17 protein-coding genes are annotated in these 17,214 nt (G+C 56.6%); 7 read left to right on the top strand and 10 right to left on the bottom strand.

What is annotated here, in order from left to right; all coding sequences use genetic code 11:
• Window positions 1-47: 47 nt before the first annotated feature.
• The 6 genes from urtB to ACVDG4_RS08605 all read left to right on the top strand — a co-directional run bounded on the left by urtB (window position 48) and on the right by ACVDG4_RS08605 (window position 6,989).
• The gene (gene urtB / locus ACVDG4_RS08580) at window positions 48-1,667 is read left to right on the top strand and encodes an urea ABC transporter permease subunit UrtB (RefSeq protein WP_447234744.1); all 1,620 of its coding nucleotides are present in this window, start codon (window positions 48-50) and stop codon (window positions 1,665-1,667) included.
• Window positions 1,664-2,896, top strand: a complete 1,233-nt coding sequence (urtC, locus tag ACVDG4_RS08585; RefSeq protein ID WP_409689870.1) for an urea ABC transporter permease subunit UrtC — start codon at window positions 1,664-1,666, stop codon at window positions 2,894-2,896. The genes urtB and urtC overlap by 4 nt, the downstream gene beginning before the upstream one ends.
• A 3-nt stretch (window positions 2,897-2,899) precedes the next feature.
• Complete coding sequence (urtD, locus tag ACVDG4_RS08590; RefSeq protein ID WP_447234745.1) at window positions 2,900-3,646, top strand: urea ABC transporter ATP-binding protein UrtD; 747 nt, start codon at window positions 2,900-2,902, stop codon at window positions 3,644-3,646.
• A 3-nt stretch (window positions 3,647-3,649) separates the two neighbouring features.
• The gene (urtE, locus tag ACVDG4_RS08595) at window positions 3,650-4,345 is read left to right on the top strand and encodes an urea ABC transporter ATP-binding subunit UrtE (RefSeq protein ID WP_409689863.1); all 696 of its coding nucleotides are present in this window, start codon (window positions 3,650-3,652) and stop codon (window positions 4,343-4,345) included.
• Between the two features lie 242 nt (window positions 4,346-4,587).
• The gene (locus ACVDG4_RS08600) at window positions 4,588-5,895 is read left to right on the top strand and encodes a UDP-glucose dehydrogenase family protein (RefSeq protein WP_447234746.1); all 1,308 of its coding nucleotides are present in this window, start codon (window positions 4,588-4,590) and stop codon (window positions 5,893-5,895) included.
• 272 nt (window positions 5,896-6,167) lie between these two features.
• Window positions 6,168-6,989, top strand: a complete 822-nt coding sequence (locus ACVDG4_RS08605) for a sugar transferase (RefSeq protein ID WP_447234747.1) — start codon at window positions 6,168-6,170, stop codon at window positions 6,987-6,989.
• A 33-nt stretch (window positions 6,990-7,022) separates the two neighbouring features.
• On the opposite strand, the gene aroQ is transcribed toward ACVDG4_RS08605, so the two are convergent.
• Window positions 7,023-7,466, bottom strand: a complete 444-nt coding sequence (gene aroQ, locus ACVDG4_RS08610) for a type II 3-dehydroquinate dehydratase (RefSeq protein WP_133947841.1) — start codon at window positions 7,464-7,466, stop codon at window positions 7,023-7,025.
• Between the two features lie 180 nt (window positions 7,467-7,646).
• On the opposite strand from aroQ, the gene ACVDG4_RS08615 reads away from it, so the two are divergent.
• On the top strand, window positions 7,647-7,883 hold the full coding sequence (locus ACVDG4_RS08615) for a hypothetical protein (RefSeq protein WP_447234748.1): 237 nt from the start codon (window positions 7,647-7,649) through the stop codon (window positions 7,881-7,883).
• Between the two features lie 16 nt (window positions 7,884-7,899).
• On the opposite strand, the gene ACVDG4_RS08620 is transcribed toward ACVDG4_RS08615, so the two are convergent.
• The 9 genes from ACVDG4_RS08620 to ccoN all read right to left on the bottom strand — a co-directional run bounded on the left by ACVDG4_RS08620 (window position 7,900) and on the right by ccoN (window position 17,187).
• Complete coding sequence (locus tag ACVDG4_RS08620) at window positions 7,900-8,436, bottom strand: response regulator (RefSeq protein ID WP_133947843.1); 537 nt, start codon at window positions 8,434-8,436, stop codon at window positions 7,900-7,902.
• Window positions 8,437-8,930: 494 nt separating this feature from the next.
• A complete protein-coding gene (gene ccoS / locus ACVDG4_RS08625; protein ID WP_409689852.1) occupies window positions 8,931-9,095 on the bottom strand; it encodes a cbb3-type cytochrome oxidase assembly protein CcoS in 165 nt (54 codons plus the stop codon).
• Window position 9,096: 1 nt separating this feature from the next.
• Window positions 9,097-11,349 carry a heavy metal translocating P-type ATPase gene (locus ACVDG4_RS08630; protein WP_447234749.1) on the bottom strand — a complete coding sequence of 751 codons (2,253 nt, stop codon included), beginning with the start codon at window positions 11,347-11,349 and terminating at the stop codon, window positions 9,097-9,099.
• A gap of 10 nt (window positions 11,350-11,359) precedes the next feature.
• A complete protein-coding gene (locus ACVDG4_RS08635) occupies window positions 11,360-11,872 on the bottom strand; it encodes a FixH family protein (protein WP_306149403.1) in 513 nt (170 codons plus the stop codon).
• 139 nt (window positions 11,873-12,011) lie between these two features.
• Window positions 12,012-13,475, bottom strand: coding sequence for a cytochrome c oxidase accessory protein CcoG (gene ccoG / locus ACVDG4_RS08640; RefSeq protein WP_209002271.1), 1,464 nt, complete (start codon window positions 13,473-13,475; stop codon window positions 12,012-12,014).
• Between the two features lie 264 nt (window positions 13,476-13,739).
• Window positions 13,740-14,618 carry a cytochrome-c oxidase, cbb3-type subunit III gene (ccoP, locus tag ACVDG4_RS08645; protein ID WP_447234750.1) on the bottom strand — a complete coding sequence of 293 codons (879 nt, stop codon included), beginning with the start codon at window positions 14,616-14,618 and terminating at the stop codon, window positions 13,740-13,742.
• 3 nt (window positions 14,619-14,621) lie between these two features.
• Window positions 14,622-14,777, bottom strand: a complete 156-nt coding sequence (locus tag ACVDG4_RS08650) for a cbb3-type cytochrome c oxidase subunit 3 (RefSeq protein WP_447234751.1) — start codon at window positions 14,775-14,777, stop codon at window positions 14,622-14,624.
• A gap of 5 nt (window positions 14,778-14,782) precedes the next feature.
• Window positions 14,783-15,517 (bottom strand): cytochrome-c oxidase, cbb3-type subunit II, encoded by a 735-nt coding sequence (ccoO, locus tag ACVDG4_RS08655; protein ID WP_133947855.1) that lies wholly within the window; start codon window positions 15,515-15,517, stop codon window positions 14,783-14,785.
• Between the two features lie 14 nt (window positions 15,518-15,531).
• Window positions 15,532-17,187 carry a cytochrome-c oxidase, cbb3-type subunit I gene (gene ccoN / locus ACVDG4_RS08660; RefSeq protein WP_306149404.1) on the bottom strand — a complete coding sequence of 552 codons (1,656 nt, stop codon included), beginning with the start codon at window positions 17,185-17,187 and terminating at the stop codon, window positions 15,532-15,534.
• Window positions 17,188-17,214: the final 27 nt, after the last annotated feature.

A 17,214-nucleotide genomic window follows, 5' to 3' on the forward strand; every position in this document is an offset into this window, starting at 1 on the left:
CGGATCCGCAGGATGATTGGCGGATATCTTCCAACCGCGGTGGACCAATGTCCTTTTTGAAATCATTCCTCGTTCTCCTATGCCTTGCAGTGCTGTCAATCGGATCAGTTTCCGCACAAGACAGCAGCGAAGCGCTCCGGCCGCTGGTCAATGAACTTGCCGAAGGCAAATTCGACGAAACCCAGCGCCAGGTTGAAGCGCTCAAGGCAACTGGCGATCCAGCTGTTGCGCCAGCGCTTGAAGCGCTCAGCGCGGGCGATCTTTATTTCCGCAAATCTGACGGAATGGTCTTCATCGCTCAAAGGGAGGGGAAATCCTATAATCTCACCGACCCTCTCACAGGAGAGGCTGCAGGCACGGCGGGCCGCCGAGAAGTCAAAAAGATCAAGGTCAACAACCGGCTCCGCCGCGTCATACGAGCTGCACTTGGATCACTGACCCTGCAGGCACCCGATCCGGCTGTCCGCATGACAGCCGCCGAAGCGATTTTCAAAGCCCAGGATCCGGAGAAGATTGAAGCGCTGGATGAAGCGCTTGCCGCCGAAACCGACGACAACGTCCGCACAGTCATGGAGCAGGCGCGAGCGGCGGCCGTCCTGAATTCCGATCTGGATGAGAGTGAAAAGCTTGAGGCAGTTCAAACGTTGTCCGACATGGGCAACCGGGATGCGCTCTCCCTTCTGATTGCTACTCAATCCGCCTCCACGGGCGCGGTTCAAGAAGCTGCCGCAAACGCAGTTGCCAAGATCGAGAAGTCCATCGCCACTTGGGATGCTGCTCAGAACATCTGGTACGGCCTGTCGCTCGGCTCCGTTTTGCTGCTTGCCGCAATTGGCCTTGCCATCACCTTCGGCGTCATGGGGGTCATCAACATGGCCCACGGCGAAATGGTCATGATCGGTGCGTATGTCACCTTTGTGGTGCAGGAGCTGATCCGCACTTCCGCGCCGGGCCTTTTCGACTATTCTCTGTTCATTGCTCTTCCGCTTGCCTTCGCGACCTCTGGCCTTATCGGCATCGGGATTGAGCGCGGCGTCATCCGCTGGCTCTATGGCCGTCCGCTGGAAACACTTCTTGCTACCTGGGGCATCTCGCTCATTTTGCAGCAAGCCGTCCGGTCGATCTTTGGCCCGACAAACCGCGAAGTCGGCAACCCGGACTGGATGTCAGGCGCCTTCGAAATCGGCCAGATGACCGTTACCTACAATCGGATGTGGATCATCCTGTTTGCCTTGCTGGTCTTTGCCGGGCTGATCCTGGTCCTGAAGAAAACGCCGTTCGGTCTCTACACACGAGCCGTGACCCAAAACCGGCGTATGGCCGCGTCCATGGGGATCCGCACGCCCTGGATCGACGCTCTGACCTTTGGCCTCGGTTCAGGGATCGCGGGGATTGCCGGAGTTGCTCTCTCCCAGATCGACAACGTTTCCCCGAACCTCGGACAAGGCTACATCATCGACAGCTTCATGGTCGTGGTCTTTGGCGGGGTTGGCAACCTTTGGGGCACCCTGGTTGGCGCCATGACCCTTGGCGTGGTCAACAAGTTCCTTGAGCCTTATGCCGGGGCGGTTCTTGCCAAGATCCTGGTGCTCGTCTTCATCATCCTATTCATTCAAAAGCGTCCACGGGGTCTGTTTGCCCTCAAGGGCCGGGCAGTCGAAGCATGATGACGTCCTTTCTGTTCCGGGCCATGGACGCCCGTGCCGGTATCTTCCTGGCGCTGCTCACCGCTGTGATCCTGCTTGTCCCGGCCGGCAATCTCCTGGTCCCGGAAGATTCCCCGTTCCATGTTCCGACCTATGCGGTTGCGCTGATGGGCAAGTACCTGACCTATGCACTGCTTGCCCTGTCAGTCGATCTCGTCTGGGGCTTCTGCGGAATCTTGTCGCTCGGCCATGCCGCCTTTTTTGCGCTCGGCGGTTATGCCATGGGCATGTACCTGATGCGCCAGATCGGTAGCCGGGGCGTTTATGGCGACCCGATCCTTCCCGATTTCATGGTGTTTCTGAACTGGGATGCCCTGCCCTGGTTCTGGTACGGCTTTGACATGTTCTGGTTTGCAGCACTGATGGTGGTGTTGGTTCCAGGCGCTCTAGCCTTCGTGTTCGGCTGGTTCGCTTTCCGCTCGCGCGTTACGGGCGTTTACCTCTCCATCATCACGCAAGCCCTGACCTACGCGCTGTTGCTGGCCTTTTTCCGCAATGACATGGGGTTCGGTGGCAACAACGGCCTGACAGACTTCAAAGACATCCTGGGTTTCGACATCCAGGCGGACACGACACGGGCGGCGCTTTTCGCAGCCTCCGGGATTGCCCTCGGCCTTTGTTACATCATCTGCCGGGCGATCACGCGGTCGAAACTGGGCAAGGTGCTGGTCGCCGTGCGCGATGCGGAAAGCCGGACACGGTTCCTCGGCTACCGGGTCGAACACTACAAGCTCTTTGTCTGGACCATATCAGCGATGATGGCCGGGATTGCAGGTGCGCTTTATGTTCCTCAAGTTGGCATCATCAACCCGGGCGAGTTCGCGCCAGCCAACTCCATTGAAGTGGTGATCTGGGTCGCAGTTGGCGGGCGTGGGACACTGGTCGGCGCCGTCCTCGGAGCAGTTCTTGTGAACTTCGCCAAGACATGGTTCACCGCCGTCCTCCCGGACATCTGGCTGTTCGCTCTCGGCGGCCTGTTCGTGGTGGTTACCCTGTTCCTGCCCAAAGGCATTGTCGGGACAGTCTCACAAGGGTGGACGGCACTGAAGCAGCGCAAAGTGTCGGCAAGCGCGGAAAGCGGGTCTGGCACGCCGCCGACAGCACCGCCTCAAAGCCCGGCTGCGCCCGCCAATCTTGCCGGGCCAGGAAAGGGCAAACCCCTTGCATCAGAACCTCAGCCCGCGGAGTAACTCATGGCCAGATCAACAAGCCAGCTTTATCTGGACGGTGTCTCAGTCTCCTTCGACGGCTTCAAGGCGATCAACGACCTCTCGCTCACCATTGATCCGGGAGAAATGCGGGCGATCATCGGCCCAAATGGTGCCGGCAAAACCACGATGATGGATATCATTACCGGCAAAACCCGGCCTGATACGGGAGAGGTCTTCTTCAACGGTGTCATCGACCTGACTGGAGAAGACGAAGCCTCCATCGCCGAGCTTGGCATTGGCCGCAAGTTTCAAAAGCCGACCGTGTTCGAAAGCCATACGGTCTGGGACAATCTCGAACTTTCCCTGAAAGCGCCGCGCGGTCCGTTCGCAACCCTGTTTCACGTCATTACAAGCGCAGAAAAAAAGCGGATTGAAGAGCTTCTTGAGCTGATCCGCCTCGGCGAAAAACGCGATGAGCTGGCGGCAAATCTCTCCCACGGCCAGAAACAATGGCTGGAAATCGGGATGCTGCTGGCCCAGGATCCAAAGCTCTTGCTCGTGGATGAGCCTGCCGCCGGTATGACCGACGCGGAAACAGCAGAAACAGCCGAACTCTTGAAAGAGATTGCCAAAGACCATTCCGTCGTTGTCGTCGAACACGACATGGATTTCGTCCGCTCCCTTGGTGTGAAAGTCACGGTCCTGCACGAAGGATCTGTTCTGGCCGAGGGCTCTCTTGATCACGTCTCCGCCGACGAGCGGGTTGTTGAAGTCTATCTGGGGCGGTGAGACATGCTCAAAGTCGAAAACATTAATCTCCACTATGGCGCCGCCCAAGCACTTAAAGGTGTCTCTTTGAGTGCTGAAACGGGCAAAGTGACCTGTCTTATGGGCCGTAACGGTGTCGGCAAGACGTCGACGTTGCGCGCAGTCGCCGGCCAGCAACCCATCAGCTCCGGGCATATCTTCTGGAACGGTGAAGACATCTCCAACCTGCCGCCGCATGCGCGGGCCAAGAAGGGCATCGCCATTGTTCCACAAGGGCGCGAAGTGTTTCCCCTTTTGTCGGTCAAGGAGAACCTTGAAACCGGATATGCGCCGATCCCGCGCAAGGAACGGTTTATCCCGGATACGATCTTCGAGCTTTTTCCGGTGCTAAAGGACATGCTGCATCGCCGTGGCGGCGATCTATCCGGCGGGCAACAGCAACAGCTTGCGATCGCCAGAGCCTTGGTTACTCGCCCAAAACTGCTGGTTTTGGATGAACCGACCGAAGGAATTCAGCCTTCGATCATCAAGGACATTGGCCGGGCCATTTCCTGGTTGCGGGATCAGGGGACAATGGCGATTGTCCTGGTTGAACAATATTTCGAGTTCGCCCGGGATCTTGCAGATGATTACGCGGTTATGGACCGCGGCGAAGTGGTTTTATCCGGACGTGGCGACGACATGTCTGAGGCGGACGTCAGGCGTTATCTGACTGTCTGATGGTCAAAACTCGCCTGGAAAACCAAGGCAAGAAACATTGCCGTCATAATAGTGTGCCGAAAACTGCTGCATAAGGGCCGCAACTTGGCGCAATTGGTTCCCGTGCAGCCCTTCGTGGATTGACACCAGTCAGAAAGCCAGTACCAACGCGCTGAGTTTTCTTCTTCGGCTAAGGGTATTCCGTGCCCTAGCCGCGCCTTTGACGGGATCAACGATCCTGTCTGGAAAAACTGGGATAGACGATGCGCGTTGCGATGATTGGGACCGGGTATGTCGGTCTGGTATCTGGAACCTGTTTTGCCGACTTCGGCCACATTGTAACCTGCATTGACAAGGACGCTGCCAAGATCGATGCCCTGAACATGGGCGAGATCCCGATCTATGAGCCTGGCCTTCAGGAACTGGTTGCCAAGAACGTTTCCGAAGAGCGGCTTTTCTTTTCGACCGATGCAGAAGAAGCTGTCAAAGGCGCGGATGCTGTTTTCATCGCGGTTGGAACCCCGACCCGCCGGGGCGACGGACATGCGGACCTGACATATGTGTATGCAGCAGCCGAAGAGATCGCCACGCTCATTGACGGGTTCACGGTAGTAGTGACGAAGTCGACCGTTCCGGTCGGCACTGGGGACGAGGTGGAAGCGATCATCCGCAAGACCCGCCCGGATGCAGACTTTGCAGTCGTCTCAAACCCGGAATTCTTGCGGGAAGGCGCTGCGATCGAAGATTTCAAACGTCCGGACCGTGTTGTTGTCGGCACAGACAGCGGCAAGGCTGTGGATGTCATGCGGGAGCTCTACAGGCCGCTCTACCTCAATGAGACGCCGATCCTGGTCACCAAGCGCCGCACGTCCGAACTCATCAAATATGCTGCCAACGCCTTCCTTGCCGTGAAGATCACCTTCATCAATGAAATTGCGGACCTTTGCGAGAAAGTCGGCGGCAATGTTCAGGAAGTCTCCCGCGGCATTGGTCTGGACAACCGGATTGGCTCCAAGTTCTTGCACGCGGGGCCTGGCTACGGCGGCTCCTGCTTCCCGAAAGATACGCTTGCTCTATCCAAGATCGCAGCCGACGCTGAATCCGGGCTGAAAATCGTCGATTCGGTGATCGAGGTGAACGCTGCGCGGAAGAAGAAAATGGCAGACAAGGTCATTGACTTCATGGGCGGGGATGTCGACGGCAAAACAATCGCCCTTCTCGGCCTCGCCTTTAAACCGAACACCGATGACATGCGCGAAGCGCCCAGTATCGACATCGTTCAGAAACTGCAAGCAGCCGGTGCCAAGATTCGGGCCTTTGACCCGGCGAGCATGGAAGAGGCCGCCAAACTTATGCAGGACGTCATGTTCTGTGACGGTCCTTACCACGCGATCGAAGGTGCTGATGCAATCGTGATCGTGACCGAGTGGGACCAATTCCGGGCGCTGGATCTGGAGCGCGTGAAATCGCTGGTCAAAACCCCAAAGGTTGCAGACCTTCGGAACATCTACACACCTGCGTACATGGCAGAAGCTGGTTTCGACTATACGAGCGTTGGCCGCTCCTACTGACACATGGTTGTATTCAGGTTGCAAACCTGTGCGTTTGGGGTGTTTTTCGCCCGTTTTTCGGATTTGCCTTTTTCTCCTTCGCAAGGCTCTTGTAAGGAAAAGTCCGGACGCCATTTTCTCCGTCAGCGCAAATAAGTATTTTATCTCATGCACTTCGTGATCTGGATCACAGCGTTAACACTTTACTAATATTTAATTGGAACCTGAAAATGTTCTGATTTATGGTCCGCAAAGTTAGGTAGGACTAAGCGGACGACGGGTGTTTTTGGCGCATGGCAGATGAGACGCTGACAGACGAGAGGAAAGAAGCGCGAAAGCTTTATCGCTTTGGCTTTGCGACGCCGTCTTCCGGCTTGTTCAGAGGCACCAGCTCAGGCCGTATGCAAAAAATTCGCGGCGGGGCGGCACAACGGATATTGACGGTCCGCCAGATGCAGAAAGCTGCCTCGCCTTACGCAGAGGTAAAGCGCCCAGTCTACGAAGCGAAGCCTTTGCAGCGCGCATTGAAACGGGTCTTCGATGTCACGGGCGCGCTCGCCGGCCTCGTGTTTTTGTTCCCTCTCCTGGCAGGCATCGCCCTAACGATCAAACTGACCAGCCGCGGACCGGTGTTCTTCCGTCAGACCCGTCTTGGGATTAACGGACAACCGTTTTCCATTCTCAAGTACCGGACGATGTTCGTCGATCAATGTGACCATACGGGCTTGCAGCACACCATTGTGGGCGATCAGCGCGTTACATGGATTGGACGTTTCCTGCGCCAGAGCAGCTTTGACGAACTGCCTCAGCTTTGGAACGTGTTGCGCGGGCAAATGTCGCTTGTGGGCCCACGGCCTTATGTCCCCGGCATGCAGGCAGGCGGAGTTCCCTACGAGTGCCTCGACTATCGCTACTATGACCGGCTTCAGGTGCTGCCAGGCATCACTGGCCTTGCACAAGTCAACGGGTATCGCGGAGATGCGTCCGATGCGGACCTGGCGCGTATGCGGCTCGAGTATGATCTTGCATACATTGAGAATGTGAGCATGTGGCTTGACGTCAAAATCGTGGCTCGCACGGTCGCCCGCGAGTTCCTGAAAGGAAGCGGCGCCTAAACGGCCCAGAACTCACGATGCTTACTTGAGCTTCTAGCCACCGCGCACCAAGCTGGCGGCATGGGTAAGTGCAAGCTCATAGCCCTGAACACCACAGCCAGCGATGACTGCATCTGCGCGGCTTGAAACGTAGGAGTGATGGCGAAACTCTTCACGCTTGTGAATGTTGGAGATATGGACCTCGATAACCGGAAACTCACAAGCGTTCAGGGCATCAAGAATGGCGACAGACGTGTGCGAGTAAGCCGCGGGATTGATAACGATCGCGGCGGCTGTTTCCCGCGCTTCCTGAATCCAGTCGATGAGTTCATGTTCCGCGTTGCTTTGCCGGCAATCGGCGGTCATGCCCAAGCGCGCCGCGGTGGACCGGCACAACTCTTCAACATCGGCCAGGGTTTGCGCTCCGTAAATCTCTGGCTGCCGCTTGCCCAGAAGATTGAGGTTCGGGCCATTCAAAACGTAAACGACGGCAGCCATTGCGAGATCCTTTGTTGTCACCTGTAGACCTAAGGTGCGTTTTGTTTAGCAATAAGTGCGCATTGGTGTGAACAAAATATAATTGGTTTTTCAATTGCAGCTTATTTGCCGGACAGCTGTTGCCCTCCAGACAATTACCTATTATTAACCCTACATCATAACAAAGGTCATGATTCGTGATTGACTTGGGATGTCATGATAAAAATTCGTGAAAGACTAGACACACTAGAAGCTCTCAATGAAGCTGTCGAAGGGTATCAACATCTGCCCATAGATGTTCTTTCACAATTCCTGCTCGACAATTACACTGTTGATTTGGATCTACTGGCGCAGTTCTCTGACGCCAGCGCTTCACTGGGCCAGACAGATGGGTTAGGCGCAAAAAATACTGCGGATTCGAAACAGTCAGCCGCCTAGAGTCGTTTGAGCAGACCTAACCGATAGCCGTGACTGCGCCGTCGCCGCCGTTTCCTTGGTCGCCACCTGGCTGTTCCCCAGGACCACCTTGCCAGATCTTCTGACGATTGCGGATCTCGCGCGGGGCCGGACCAAAATAGGTCGCGGTCTTGATGAAGTCCCGTGGCTGAACGATCACACTCGACACCCGCTGATAGAGCGCCTTGGCGGAAATCGGTTTGGAGAGGAGCTCGTGAACACCAAGCCGCCGCGCTTCGACAATACGGCTGCGTTCCGTATGAGCGGTCACCATGATGATCGGGATGTAGGCAAAAGGATTGTTTGGGCTGCGGATCATCCGAACCATGTCCGCGCCATCAAGGATCGGCATGACCCAATCAAGGATCAAGATATCCGGGTTAGCACGGTCCATCGCCTCCAACCCGGATGCGCCATCTTCGGCTTCGACAATCCGCCGCGCTCCGAACCCCTGCAGCATCGTGCGCAGAATGGTCCGCATATACGCGCTGTCTTCCACCAGCAAAAACGTCAACGAGGCCAGATCCAGGCTCACCCAATCCTCCTAAGTTCATGTCTTCTCTGACATGAATTTCTGAACAATGCGTTAGTCGCGTTCCGGCATTGAACATGCTCTCAAGTTGTAAAGCTAAGCCATCTTATTGGAGAACTGGTTAATTCGTAATCCCTGCCATTACGTTTTAGTAATGTTGCGAAGAATTAAGACTTTTGCGGCCATCCGATTAACAGGACTTTCAAACTGCAGCACCATTCTCCAGATGACTGGCCCCAAAAATATGGGCTGTCTGCCCGCTGGAAATAGACAAACAGGATTATGGGTGATCGTTCGATATATGACAGAAGATGAAAACAATGCTCCGGACAGCGCACCTGGCTCCAAAGAGCATCATTTACAATCAAACGTGAGCGGGGCGTATCGCCCGAACATGCTTCTGCTTTCGGGGATAGGGCTGCTAATCGTTGCGACCGGCATGGTCCTATCGAACATCCTTTCCTGACATAGCCGGTACGGAAGCCCCACTGCACAGGTCAATGGGTGTTTTTGCGTTCGGGGAGATCATCGTCATCCAGAATGCGCCATTTGGCCCCTTCCAGATCATCATATTGCCCGGTCTTTAAGGACCAGAGAAAAGCTACGAGGCCCACGCCTCCGAGTACGAGGGCAATCGGGATTAGAAAAATCAAGACATCCATTTCACTCTCCCTTGGTGCTTGCTGCCGGGCCGAAGGCGGCCGTGGCCTCAACATCAGCTGCAACCCGGTTGCCCCATTTCAAACGCAGCGCATTGGCCGTAACCGCCAATGACGAAGCGGACATGGCGACGGCTGCCATCAAGGGTGTCACGTATCCGGCAACCGCGATTGGCACCGCGATGATATTATAAACGGTCGAAATCCAGAGATTTTGTTCAATTGCGCGCCGCGCCCGTATGGACAGCCGTAGTGCATCAAAAACTGGCTGAAGTTTTTTGCCGAGAAAGACGGCGTCAGCTGCCGCCTGGCTGAGATGAACTGCGGACACCGGGGACAAGGACACATGCGCTCCGGCGAGCGCTGGAGCATCGTTCAATCCGTCGCCGACCATCAGCACTTTCCGGCCATCGGCCTGCAGGGCTTCCAGACGGGCGATTTTCGCAGAAGGCGTCATCGCGGCTTGCCAATTCTCAATTCCAAGTGCTTCGGCACACTCTGCCACAGAAGGCTGCGTATCACCTGACACAATCTCAAGAGCATACCCCTGCGCTTTCAATTGATCGACGACATCTCGCGCATCGGAGCGGAGCTTCTGGCGAACCGCCAACAAACGCACGGGCTCTTCGCCATACTGAACAGCGAGCAGCGACGCCCCAGGCACTGCCAACAGACGTTCTTCAATTGCTTCTGTTGTTGCACCGCAGAACAATGGACTTCCGAGCCGCAGCCGCTGTCCGTCGACGTGTGCTTCCAGGCCTGCACCGGATACTTCCTGCACATCAGGAAGGGGAACAAGCGCGCCGGTGGCCTTCACCAGGGCCATGGACAGGGGATGGCGGCTTGCCAATGCCAACTGGCCAGCCAAAGCCAGCACGGGGTCTTGCCGGTCAATTTCTCCAACCAGTTCCGGTTCAGCCAGGGTCAGCGTTCCGGTTTTGTCGAACAGGATCGTGTCGATATCGGCCATACGTTCAATCGCATCGGCGGAGTTCAGCAAAACACCGGACTTGAACAATTGTCCTGAGGCAACGACCTGGACGGCAGGAACCGCCAATCCAAGCGCGCACGGGCAGGTAATAATCAGGACCGAGATGGCGATCACAAGTGCCGGCTGCCACTCCATGCCCGCCAAAAGCCAGCCCAGGAAGGTGAGGCCAGCGGCTCCATGAACGAGCGGCGCGTAAAGCTGGGCAGCGCGGTCGGCAATGCGGACATATTTCGATTTGGCTTGTGACGCCGTCTCAAGCAACCGGTTGACTTCATCGAGAAGCGTCGCGCCTGAGGTCGCTTCTACGCGGATCTGCAACGCCCCGGCCCCGTTGAGAGTGCCGGCATAAACCCGCTGGCCCGGCTTGACGGGGACAAGAACGCTCTCTCCTGTCACAAGGCTTTGGTCGATTTCGGAAATGCCGCTTGAGACCACGCCGTCCACCGGCACGCGCTCACCGCCTGCGACCAGTACAAGGTCTCCAGCCGCAATCTTGGACAAGGGAACTTCTCGAACCGACCCATCCGGGTTGATCCTCGCCGCCACCTCGGCTTTCAAAGCTGCAATATTTTCGGCAAACGAGCGCGTGCGCCCGCGCATGTTGTGGTCAAGATACCGCCCGACAAGCAGGAAAAAGAGCAGCATCACAGCCGATTCAAAATAGGCATGGTGATGATGCTGGATGGTTTGGACGACCGACAGCGCGACGGCCAAACCAACACCAATGACAATCGGCACGTCCATATTCAGACGGCCGGCGGACAAGGCACGGAACGCGCTTTTGACAAACGGCTGGCCGGAATAGGCAACGGTCGGCAAGGCGATCAGAGCAGAGAGCCAGTGAAAAAAGTCCCGGGTTTCCGGCGTGATATCGCTGGCGTTCCCGGACCAAACGGAAACGGACAACAGCATGATGTTCATGCCAGCAAACCCGGAGACTGCCAGGCAGCGCAGCAATTGCTTGCCGGTCTTGTCCTGCCGTTCTTTCTGGCTTGCCGGATCAAACGGGTGAGCCGCATACCCCAACCGTTCCAGTTCAGCGACGATTTCATCAGCTCCGGTCTGGTCTTCGACCCAGTCAACCGCCAGCCGCTGTGATGTCAGATTGACCCGGGCCTTGCGGATGCCCGGGAGCCGCTTAAGTCCGCGCTCGATTTCGCCCATACATGCCGCACAGGTGATGCCGTCAACGGCCAAGTCCATATGAACCGCGCCGTCATCTGCGGGAACTACAAATGCCTGCCAATCGCGCTGATGAACCGTCACTTCTGCCGCCTCATTCCTTGATGAATATGCGATTTTCGGACTTGAACTTGCGTTCGCCGTTCTCGGTTACTTCAAGATGCAGCGTCCAGTTTCCGGCCGGCAATGCGTCAACTTCAGAGATATACCGGCCGCCGCCGTCCGCTGTCAGGATCAAAGCGATGTCGGCATTGACCTGTGCCGGGTGCTTCAGGGTCGCCTCGACATTGATCCCGTAAAGCGGTGCATCTGCGGCATCCTTCGCAAGGACCAGGAGCTTGCCACTACCATCGGCCTGACGCGTCAACTCGCTGGAGATAGTCCAGTTCAGTTGCTCCTGTGCTTTCGCTGCTGCAATTTCCTTATTGTAGGCCTGACCGGCTTCATAAGAACTCTCTACGGCGACACCCGGAAAGGTCCCGAGCGCGTAGTAAAGAAAGATCCCGTTGGTCAGGAAGATCACACCGAAGAACCCGACCAGCCACAACAGGACCGTCTTGCCAGTGATTGCTTTTGGGTCTCTTCCGTTTGTCTCAGCCATCGCCATATCCGTCTCCTCGGCGTGGTCTTTTGCTGAAGGCCCCTCTTCAGCAAAAGAGCGTTTGTCTGATCATCACCCCGCCCCTTTCAGGAGCTCGCCAAAAGGGCGAGGTGTTTGGTTGTCTCTCAGCGTCCAGAGCTCCGGCTTAGTCCGGATCCGGCGCTTTGAATGTGTCCTTCGCGGTAATGACTTCCCCCATCACACTTTCGGTGATCCGGAACGTCACCGGAGTTGAGTGCGGCATCTTTTCCCAAGGTGGTGATGTCACAAGAACGCGGATTTCCCGTGTCGTGTCTGGTCCAACTTGGATGATCGGCCGACCAGCAAAGGTTTCAGTCACACCAACGGCTTCGACCTGTGTGTTCGGTGGCATGCCTTCCACGTGAAGCATGAAGTGCCGGTCATGGCGCCGCTTGTTGGACAGACGCACGGTGTAGCCGTTGCGGACCGAGCCGTCGGACTGTTCCACATAAACTGGGTTTCGGTCATGCAGAACGCTGATGTCGGCAAAGTCACGGGTCAAAAGCGCTGCCAGCATGATGATGCCGACTACAGCAATGACAGCCGCATAAATGACAGTCCGAACCCGGACGATCTCATAGACCGGTTCCTTGCCCTCGATCCGGCGTTCAATGTTTTCATCCGTATCATAGGCAATGAGGCCGGTGGGCTTACCAACCTTCGTCATGATGTTGTCGCAGGCATCAATGCACAGGCCGCATTGAATGCAATCGAGCTGGGGACCTTTGCGAATATCAACGCCGGTCGGACAAACCTGGAAGCACTGGTAACAGTCGATGCAGTCACCTGCCGGGAGGCCCTGCGCTTCGAGTTCCTTGTTATGCTTGAGTGACCCGCGCGGCTCGCCGCGATCCCAGCGATAGGTCACATTGAGCGCTTTTTCGTCGGTCAGGGCCGCCTGAATCCGCGGCCAAGGGCACATATAAATACACACCTGTTCGCGCATAAAACCGGCCAGCAGATATGTGGTCGCGGTCAAGATGCCGATCCACATATAGGCAACCATCGGAGCCTGGAACGTCAGCAGCTGCCAAACCAATGTCGGCGCGTCGTTGAAATAAAGCACCCAAGCGCCGCCCGTCCACCAGGCGATCATCAGCCAGAAGAAGTGTTTTGTTGCCCGTTTGCCAACCTTCGAGGCGGACCAAGGCTCCTTGTCGAGCGCAATCCGCTCGCGGCGGTCGCCCTCAACCTTGCGCTCTACCCAGAGGAACAGGTCAGTCCAAACAGTTTGCGGACACAGGTATCCGCACCAAATACGGCCAGCAACTGCGTTCATGAGAAAAAGGGTCACAGCTGCAATGATCAACAGGCCGGTCAGGTAATAGACTTCCTGCGGCCAGATTTCGATAAAGAAGAAGTAACCGCGCGCGTTGTCCATATCCACGAGCACAGCCTGGTTCGGTGCGTTCGGGCCGCGGTCGTATCTTATGAAGGGCAGGAAATAGTAGATGCCCAGGGTAATGAATAGCAGCGCCCATTTGATCCGCCGGAACAGACCATGGGTTGCCATGGGATATATTTTCTTGGCAGACGCAAACCACTCGTCGTCGTGGCCGCCCTCGTGCGTTTCGGTGTCGGTAGACATACCGTCCGTCCTCTTTGCCCGATCCTGCCCCAATAGGATCTTCAACCAAATGCCTGGAGCATCGTGCGTTCAAGTGAACGCACAAGGATGCTCTGTCACTTCAAAAACGATCAGCTTTGGCGTTACAACCGGGCCCGGTAGACCCACCGCTGATCTGGTGGAGTTCCACCATGCGCATAAGATAATCCGGCGCAAAGATATCCTCTTTGCGCCGGATCAAATCAAAGCCAAGTCTGGCGCTTTTGTCGCACCATTTTGAACAGTTTACTGACCGCCACCGAAGGCGTGGACATAAACTGTCAGCGACTTGATCGTTGCCGGATCAAGACGATCTTCCCAGGCTGGCATGACGCCATTGCGCGGGTTGGTGATCTGAGCCTTGATGGCGTCGAGCGACTTGCCATAGAGGTAGTTCGCCGACATCAGGCTTGGCGCGCCGACATCCTGAATACCTTCCAGACTGTCGCCATGACACGCAGCGCAGTTGTCTACGTAGAGGGTTTCACCAGCTGCGAGATCAACACCTTCATCGGTTTCCAACCCTGTGCGGGAGGCGACGTAGTTGGCGACCTGGCTGATTTCCTCTTTGCTCAAGAGTTCATCGCGACCATAAGCCGGCATCTCGCCAAAGCGTGCGTTGTCATTGTCGACACGAATGCCGTGAAGCAGCGTGGTGTGGATGTCATCCAACGTACCGCCCCAGATCCAGGTGTCGTCCTGAAGGTTCGGGTAGCCTTCAAATCCGGTTCCACCTGCCCCGTGACATGGTGCACAGTTGTCGCCGAATGCAGCCCGGCCATTGGCCATCGCAAATTGCAGGAGTTGCTGATCGTTGGAGATATCCGCCAACGGTGTCGCAACGATCTGATCAGCGAACTGGGAGCGACCGGCAACGCCTTCTTCAAGGGCTGCAAGGGCTTCAGCCCGCTGGCTGGATCCCAGAACACCGGTGGTGTAGCTGGAAATCAGCGGCCATGATGGGTAAAGCACCCAATAAATCACAGCCCAGACGATGGTGACGTAGAACAGGTACAGCCACCATTTCGGCAACGGATTGTTCAGTTCCTTCAGGCCATCCCACTCATGGCCCGTGGTTTCGACCCCGGATACCTGGTCGACTTCCTTTGGATGTGTATCAGACATGGATCACTCCTCCCGAAACGGGATCTGGGCGGCATCATCGAACTTTTCACGGTTCTTCGGCCACAAGGCGTAGGCCAGAACGATGCCAAACAGGATCATGAAGTAGATAAGGCCACCGGTTTGCGCGAAGGCCGCGAGCGCAGAGTATGTCTCGTTCATCGCACTTACCTCAGGTTGGCTTTGTTGTCGTAGATCGAGAAGTCGACCATGGTTCCGAGCACCTGAAGATAGGCGACGAGCGCATCCATCTCGGTGACCTTACGCGGGTTGCCGTCGAAGTCGCGAACCGCCGAATTCGGCCAACGCTCTTCAAAGTCATAAGCCCCGTCAGTGTCCGGAGACGCCTGACCGATGGCATCGGCGACAGCGAACTCGAGTTGTGCATCCGTGTAAGGAACACCCACCACCATATTGGCGCTGACGTGGCCCTGAATGTCACGGGTGAACAGCTCGGTCTCGGCTAGGAACGGATAGCCAGGCATGATCGAGGCCGGAACCAGCGAGCGCGGATCGATCAAGTGCTCAACGTGCCAGTCATCGGAGTACTTGCCGCCGACGCGGGCAAGGTCCGGACCGGTCCGTTTTGACCCCCACTGGAACGGGTGGTCGTACATCGACTCCGCTGCCAGTGAGAAGTGGCCGTAGCGCTCCAACTCATCGCGCATCGGACGGATCATCTGGGAGTGGCACGTATAGCACCCCTCCCGGATGTAGATCTCGCGGCCTGCGAGCTCCAGCGGGGTATAAGGCCGCATTCCTTCCGTCTTTTCGATCGTGCTTTTCAGATAGAAGAGCGGAGCGATCTCAACCAGGCCACCGACTGAGATGGCCACGAGAATACCGATCACAAGGATGATCGAGTTCTTCTCAAATATTTCGTGTTTTTTCCATGCAGACATTTTTGTCCCTCCCCTTATTCGGCCGCAGCCAGGGAGCCTGCCGGTAGAGCGTCGGCTTCTTCAGCCTCGCCGTGACGGACAGTCATCCAGAGATTGTAGGCCATGATCAGGGCGCCGACCACGAAGAGCGCACCGCCGAGAGCACGGATGATGTAGAAGGGATGCATCGCTTCAACGGTTTCCACGAAGGAGTACTCCAGGAAGCCGAGGCTGTCGTATGCGCGCCACATCAGGCCTTGCATGATGCCGGACACCCACATCGCGGTGATGTAGAGAACGATACCGAGCGTCGACAACCAGAAGTGCCAGTTCACCAGTTTCAGGGAATACAGGCCCTTCTTGTTCCACAGCCACGGAACGAGGCAGTAGATCGCGCCGAAGGAGATGTAGCCAACCCAACCAAGCGCACCGGAGTGAACGTGACCAATGGTCCAGTCGGTGTAGTGCGACAGGGAGTTGACGGCCCGCAGGGACATCAAAGGCCCTTCGAAGGTGGACATGCCGTAGAAGGCAACGGAAACCACCATCATGCGCAGGACCGGATCGGTCCGCAGCTTATCCCATGCACCCGACAGGGTCATCAGGCCGTTGATCATGCCACCCCAGGACGGCATCCACAGGATGATGGAGAAGGTCGCACCAAGTGTTGATGCCCATTGCGGCAGAGCCGTGTAGTGCAAGTGGTGCGGGCCAGCCCAGATGTAGATGAAGATCAGCGCCCAGAAGTGAACGATCGACAGGCGGTAGGAGTAGACCGGCCGTTCAGCCCGCTTCGGGATGAAGTAGTACATGATGGCGAGGAAGCCAGCTGTCAGGAAGAAGCCCACAGCGTTGTGGCCGTACCACCACTGAACCATCGCATCTTGGACACCGGCCCAGACGATCACGGACTGGGTCGAATAGATCGACACAGGAATGGTCAGGTTGTTGGTGATGTGCAGCACCGCGATGGTCACGATGAACGCAAGATAGAACCAGTTCGCGACATAGATGTGCGGCTCTTTCCGCTTCCACAGGGTTCCAAGGAAGAGGAGCAGGTAGAACACCCAAACGATGGTCAGCCAAAGGTCAGCGTACCATTCCGGCTCGGCATATTCCTTGCCCTGAGTGGCACCCAGCAAGTAACCGGTTCCGGCAATGACGATAAAGGCGTTGTAGCCCAGGATTACGAACCAGGGCAGGATCTTGCCTGGCATACGCGCGCGGCAGGTCCGCTGCACGACATACATCGATGTTGCCAGAAGAACGTTGCCGCCAAATGCAAAAATCACCGCGGAGGTGTGCAAGGGGCGCAGGCGGCCGAAGTTGGTCCAGGGCAGATCAAAGTTCAGCGCAGGCCAGGCCAGCTGAAGTGCGATCACAAGACCGACAGTGAAGCCGGCGATGCCCCAGAACATGGCCGCGATCGCGCCAAACTTGATGGGGCCAATGTTGTAGTTGGGTTTACCATCGAGTTCCTGCGGGATCGCTTGCCCGCCGTCATCGAAGTAATTCTTGAAGATGTAGAACACGCCGAGTGCGGCGAACAATGCGCCGACGCTTGCGTGAAATGCCATGACCTGATCAAAGGTCTTGCCCGCCACGATAAGGCAGGCAAATGCAAGTAGCACAAGGAAGATGGCGAAGCCGCCTTCCTCGAGCGAGACCAATCCGGTCTTTTGTTGTGCCATATTTAGCGCCCCAGTCTTTAAAATCGT

The sequence above is a fragment of the Roseibium sp. MB-4 genome, assembly GCF_053005265.1.

Coding starts and splice junctions, on each gene's coding strand:
- urtB (WP_447234744.1), top strand. CDS start 48: ATGTCCTTTTTGAAATCATTCCTCGTTCTCCTATGCCTTGCAGTGCTG.
- urtC (WP_409689870.1), top strand. CDS start 1,664: ATGATGACGTCCTTTCTGTTCCGGGCCATGGACGCCCGTGCCGGTATC.
- urtD (WP_447234745.1), top strand. CDS start 2,900: ATGGCCAGATCAACAAGCCAGCTTTATCTGGACGGTGTCTCAGTCTCC.
- urtE (WP_409689863.1), top strand. CDS start 3,650: ATGCTCAAAGTCGAAAACATTAATCTCCACTATGGCGCCGCCCAAGCA.
- ACVDG4_RS08600 (WP_447234746.1), top strand. CDS start 4,588: ATGCGCGTTGCGATGATTGGGACCGGGTATGTCGGTCTGGTATCTGGA.
- ACVDG4_RS08605 (WP_447234747.1), top strand. CDS start 6,168: ATGGCAGATGAGACGCTGACAGACGAGAGGAAAGAAGCGCGAAAGCTT.
- aroQ (WP_133947841.1), bottom strand. CDS start 7,466: ATGGCTGCCGTCGTTTACGTTTTGAATGGCCCGAACCTCAATCTTCTG.
- ccoS (WP_409689852.1), bottom strand. CDS start 9,095: ATGGATGTCTTGATTTTTCTAATCCCGATTGCCCTCGTACTCGGAGGC.
- ACVDG4_RS08635 (WP_306149403.1), bottom strand. CDS start 11,872: ATGGCGATGGCTGAGACAAACGGAAGAGACCCAAAAGCAATCACTGGC.
- ccoG (WP_209002271.1), bottom strand. CDS start 13,475: ATGTCTACCGACACCGAAACGCACGAGGGCGGCCACGACGACGAGTGG.
- ccoP (WP_447234750.1), bottom strand. CDS start 14,618: ATGTCTGATACACATCCAAAGGAAGTCGACCAGGTATCCGGGGTCGAA.
- ACVDG4_RS08650 (WP_447234751.1), bottom strand. CDS start 14,777: ATGAACGAGACATACTCTGCGCTCGCGGCCTTCGCGCAAACCGGTGGC.
- ccoO (WP_133947855.1), bottom strand. CDS start 15,517: ATGTCTGCATGGAAAAAACACGAAATATTTGAGAAGAACTCGATCATC.
- ccoN (WP_306149404.1), bottom strand. CDS start 17,187: ATGGCACAACAAAAGACCGGATTGGTCTCGCTCGAGGAAGGCGGCTTC.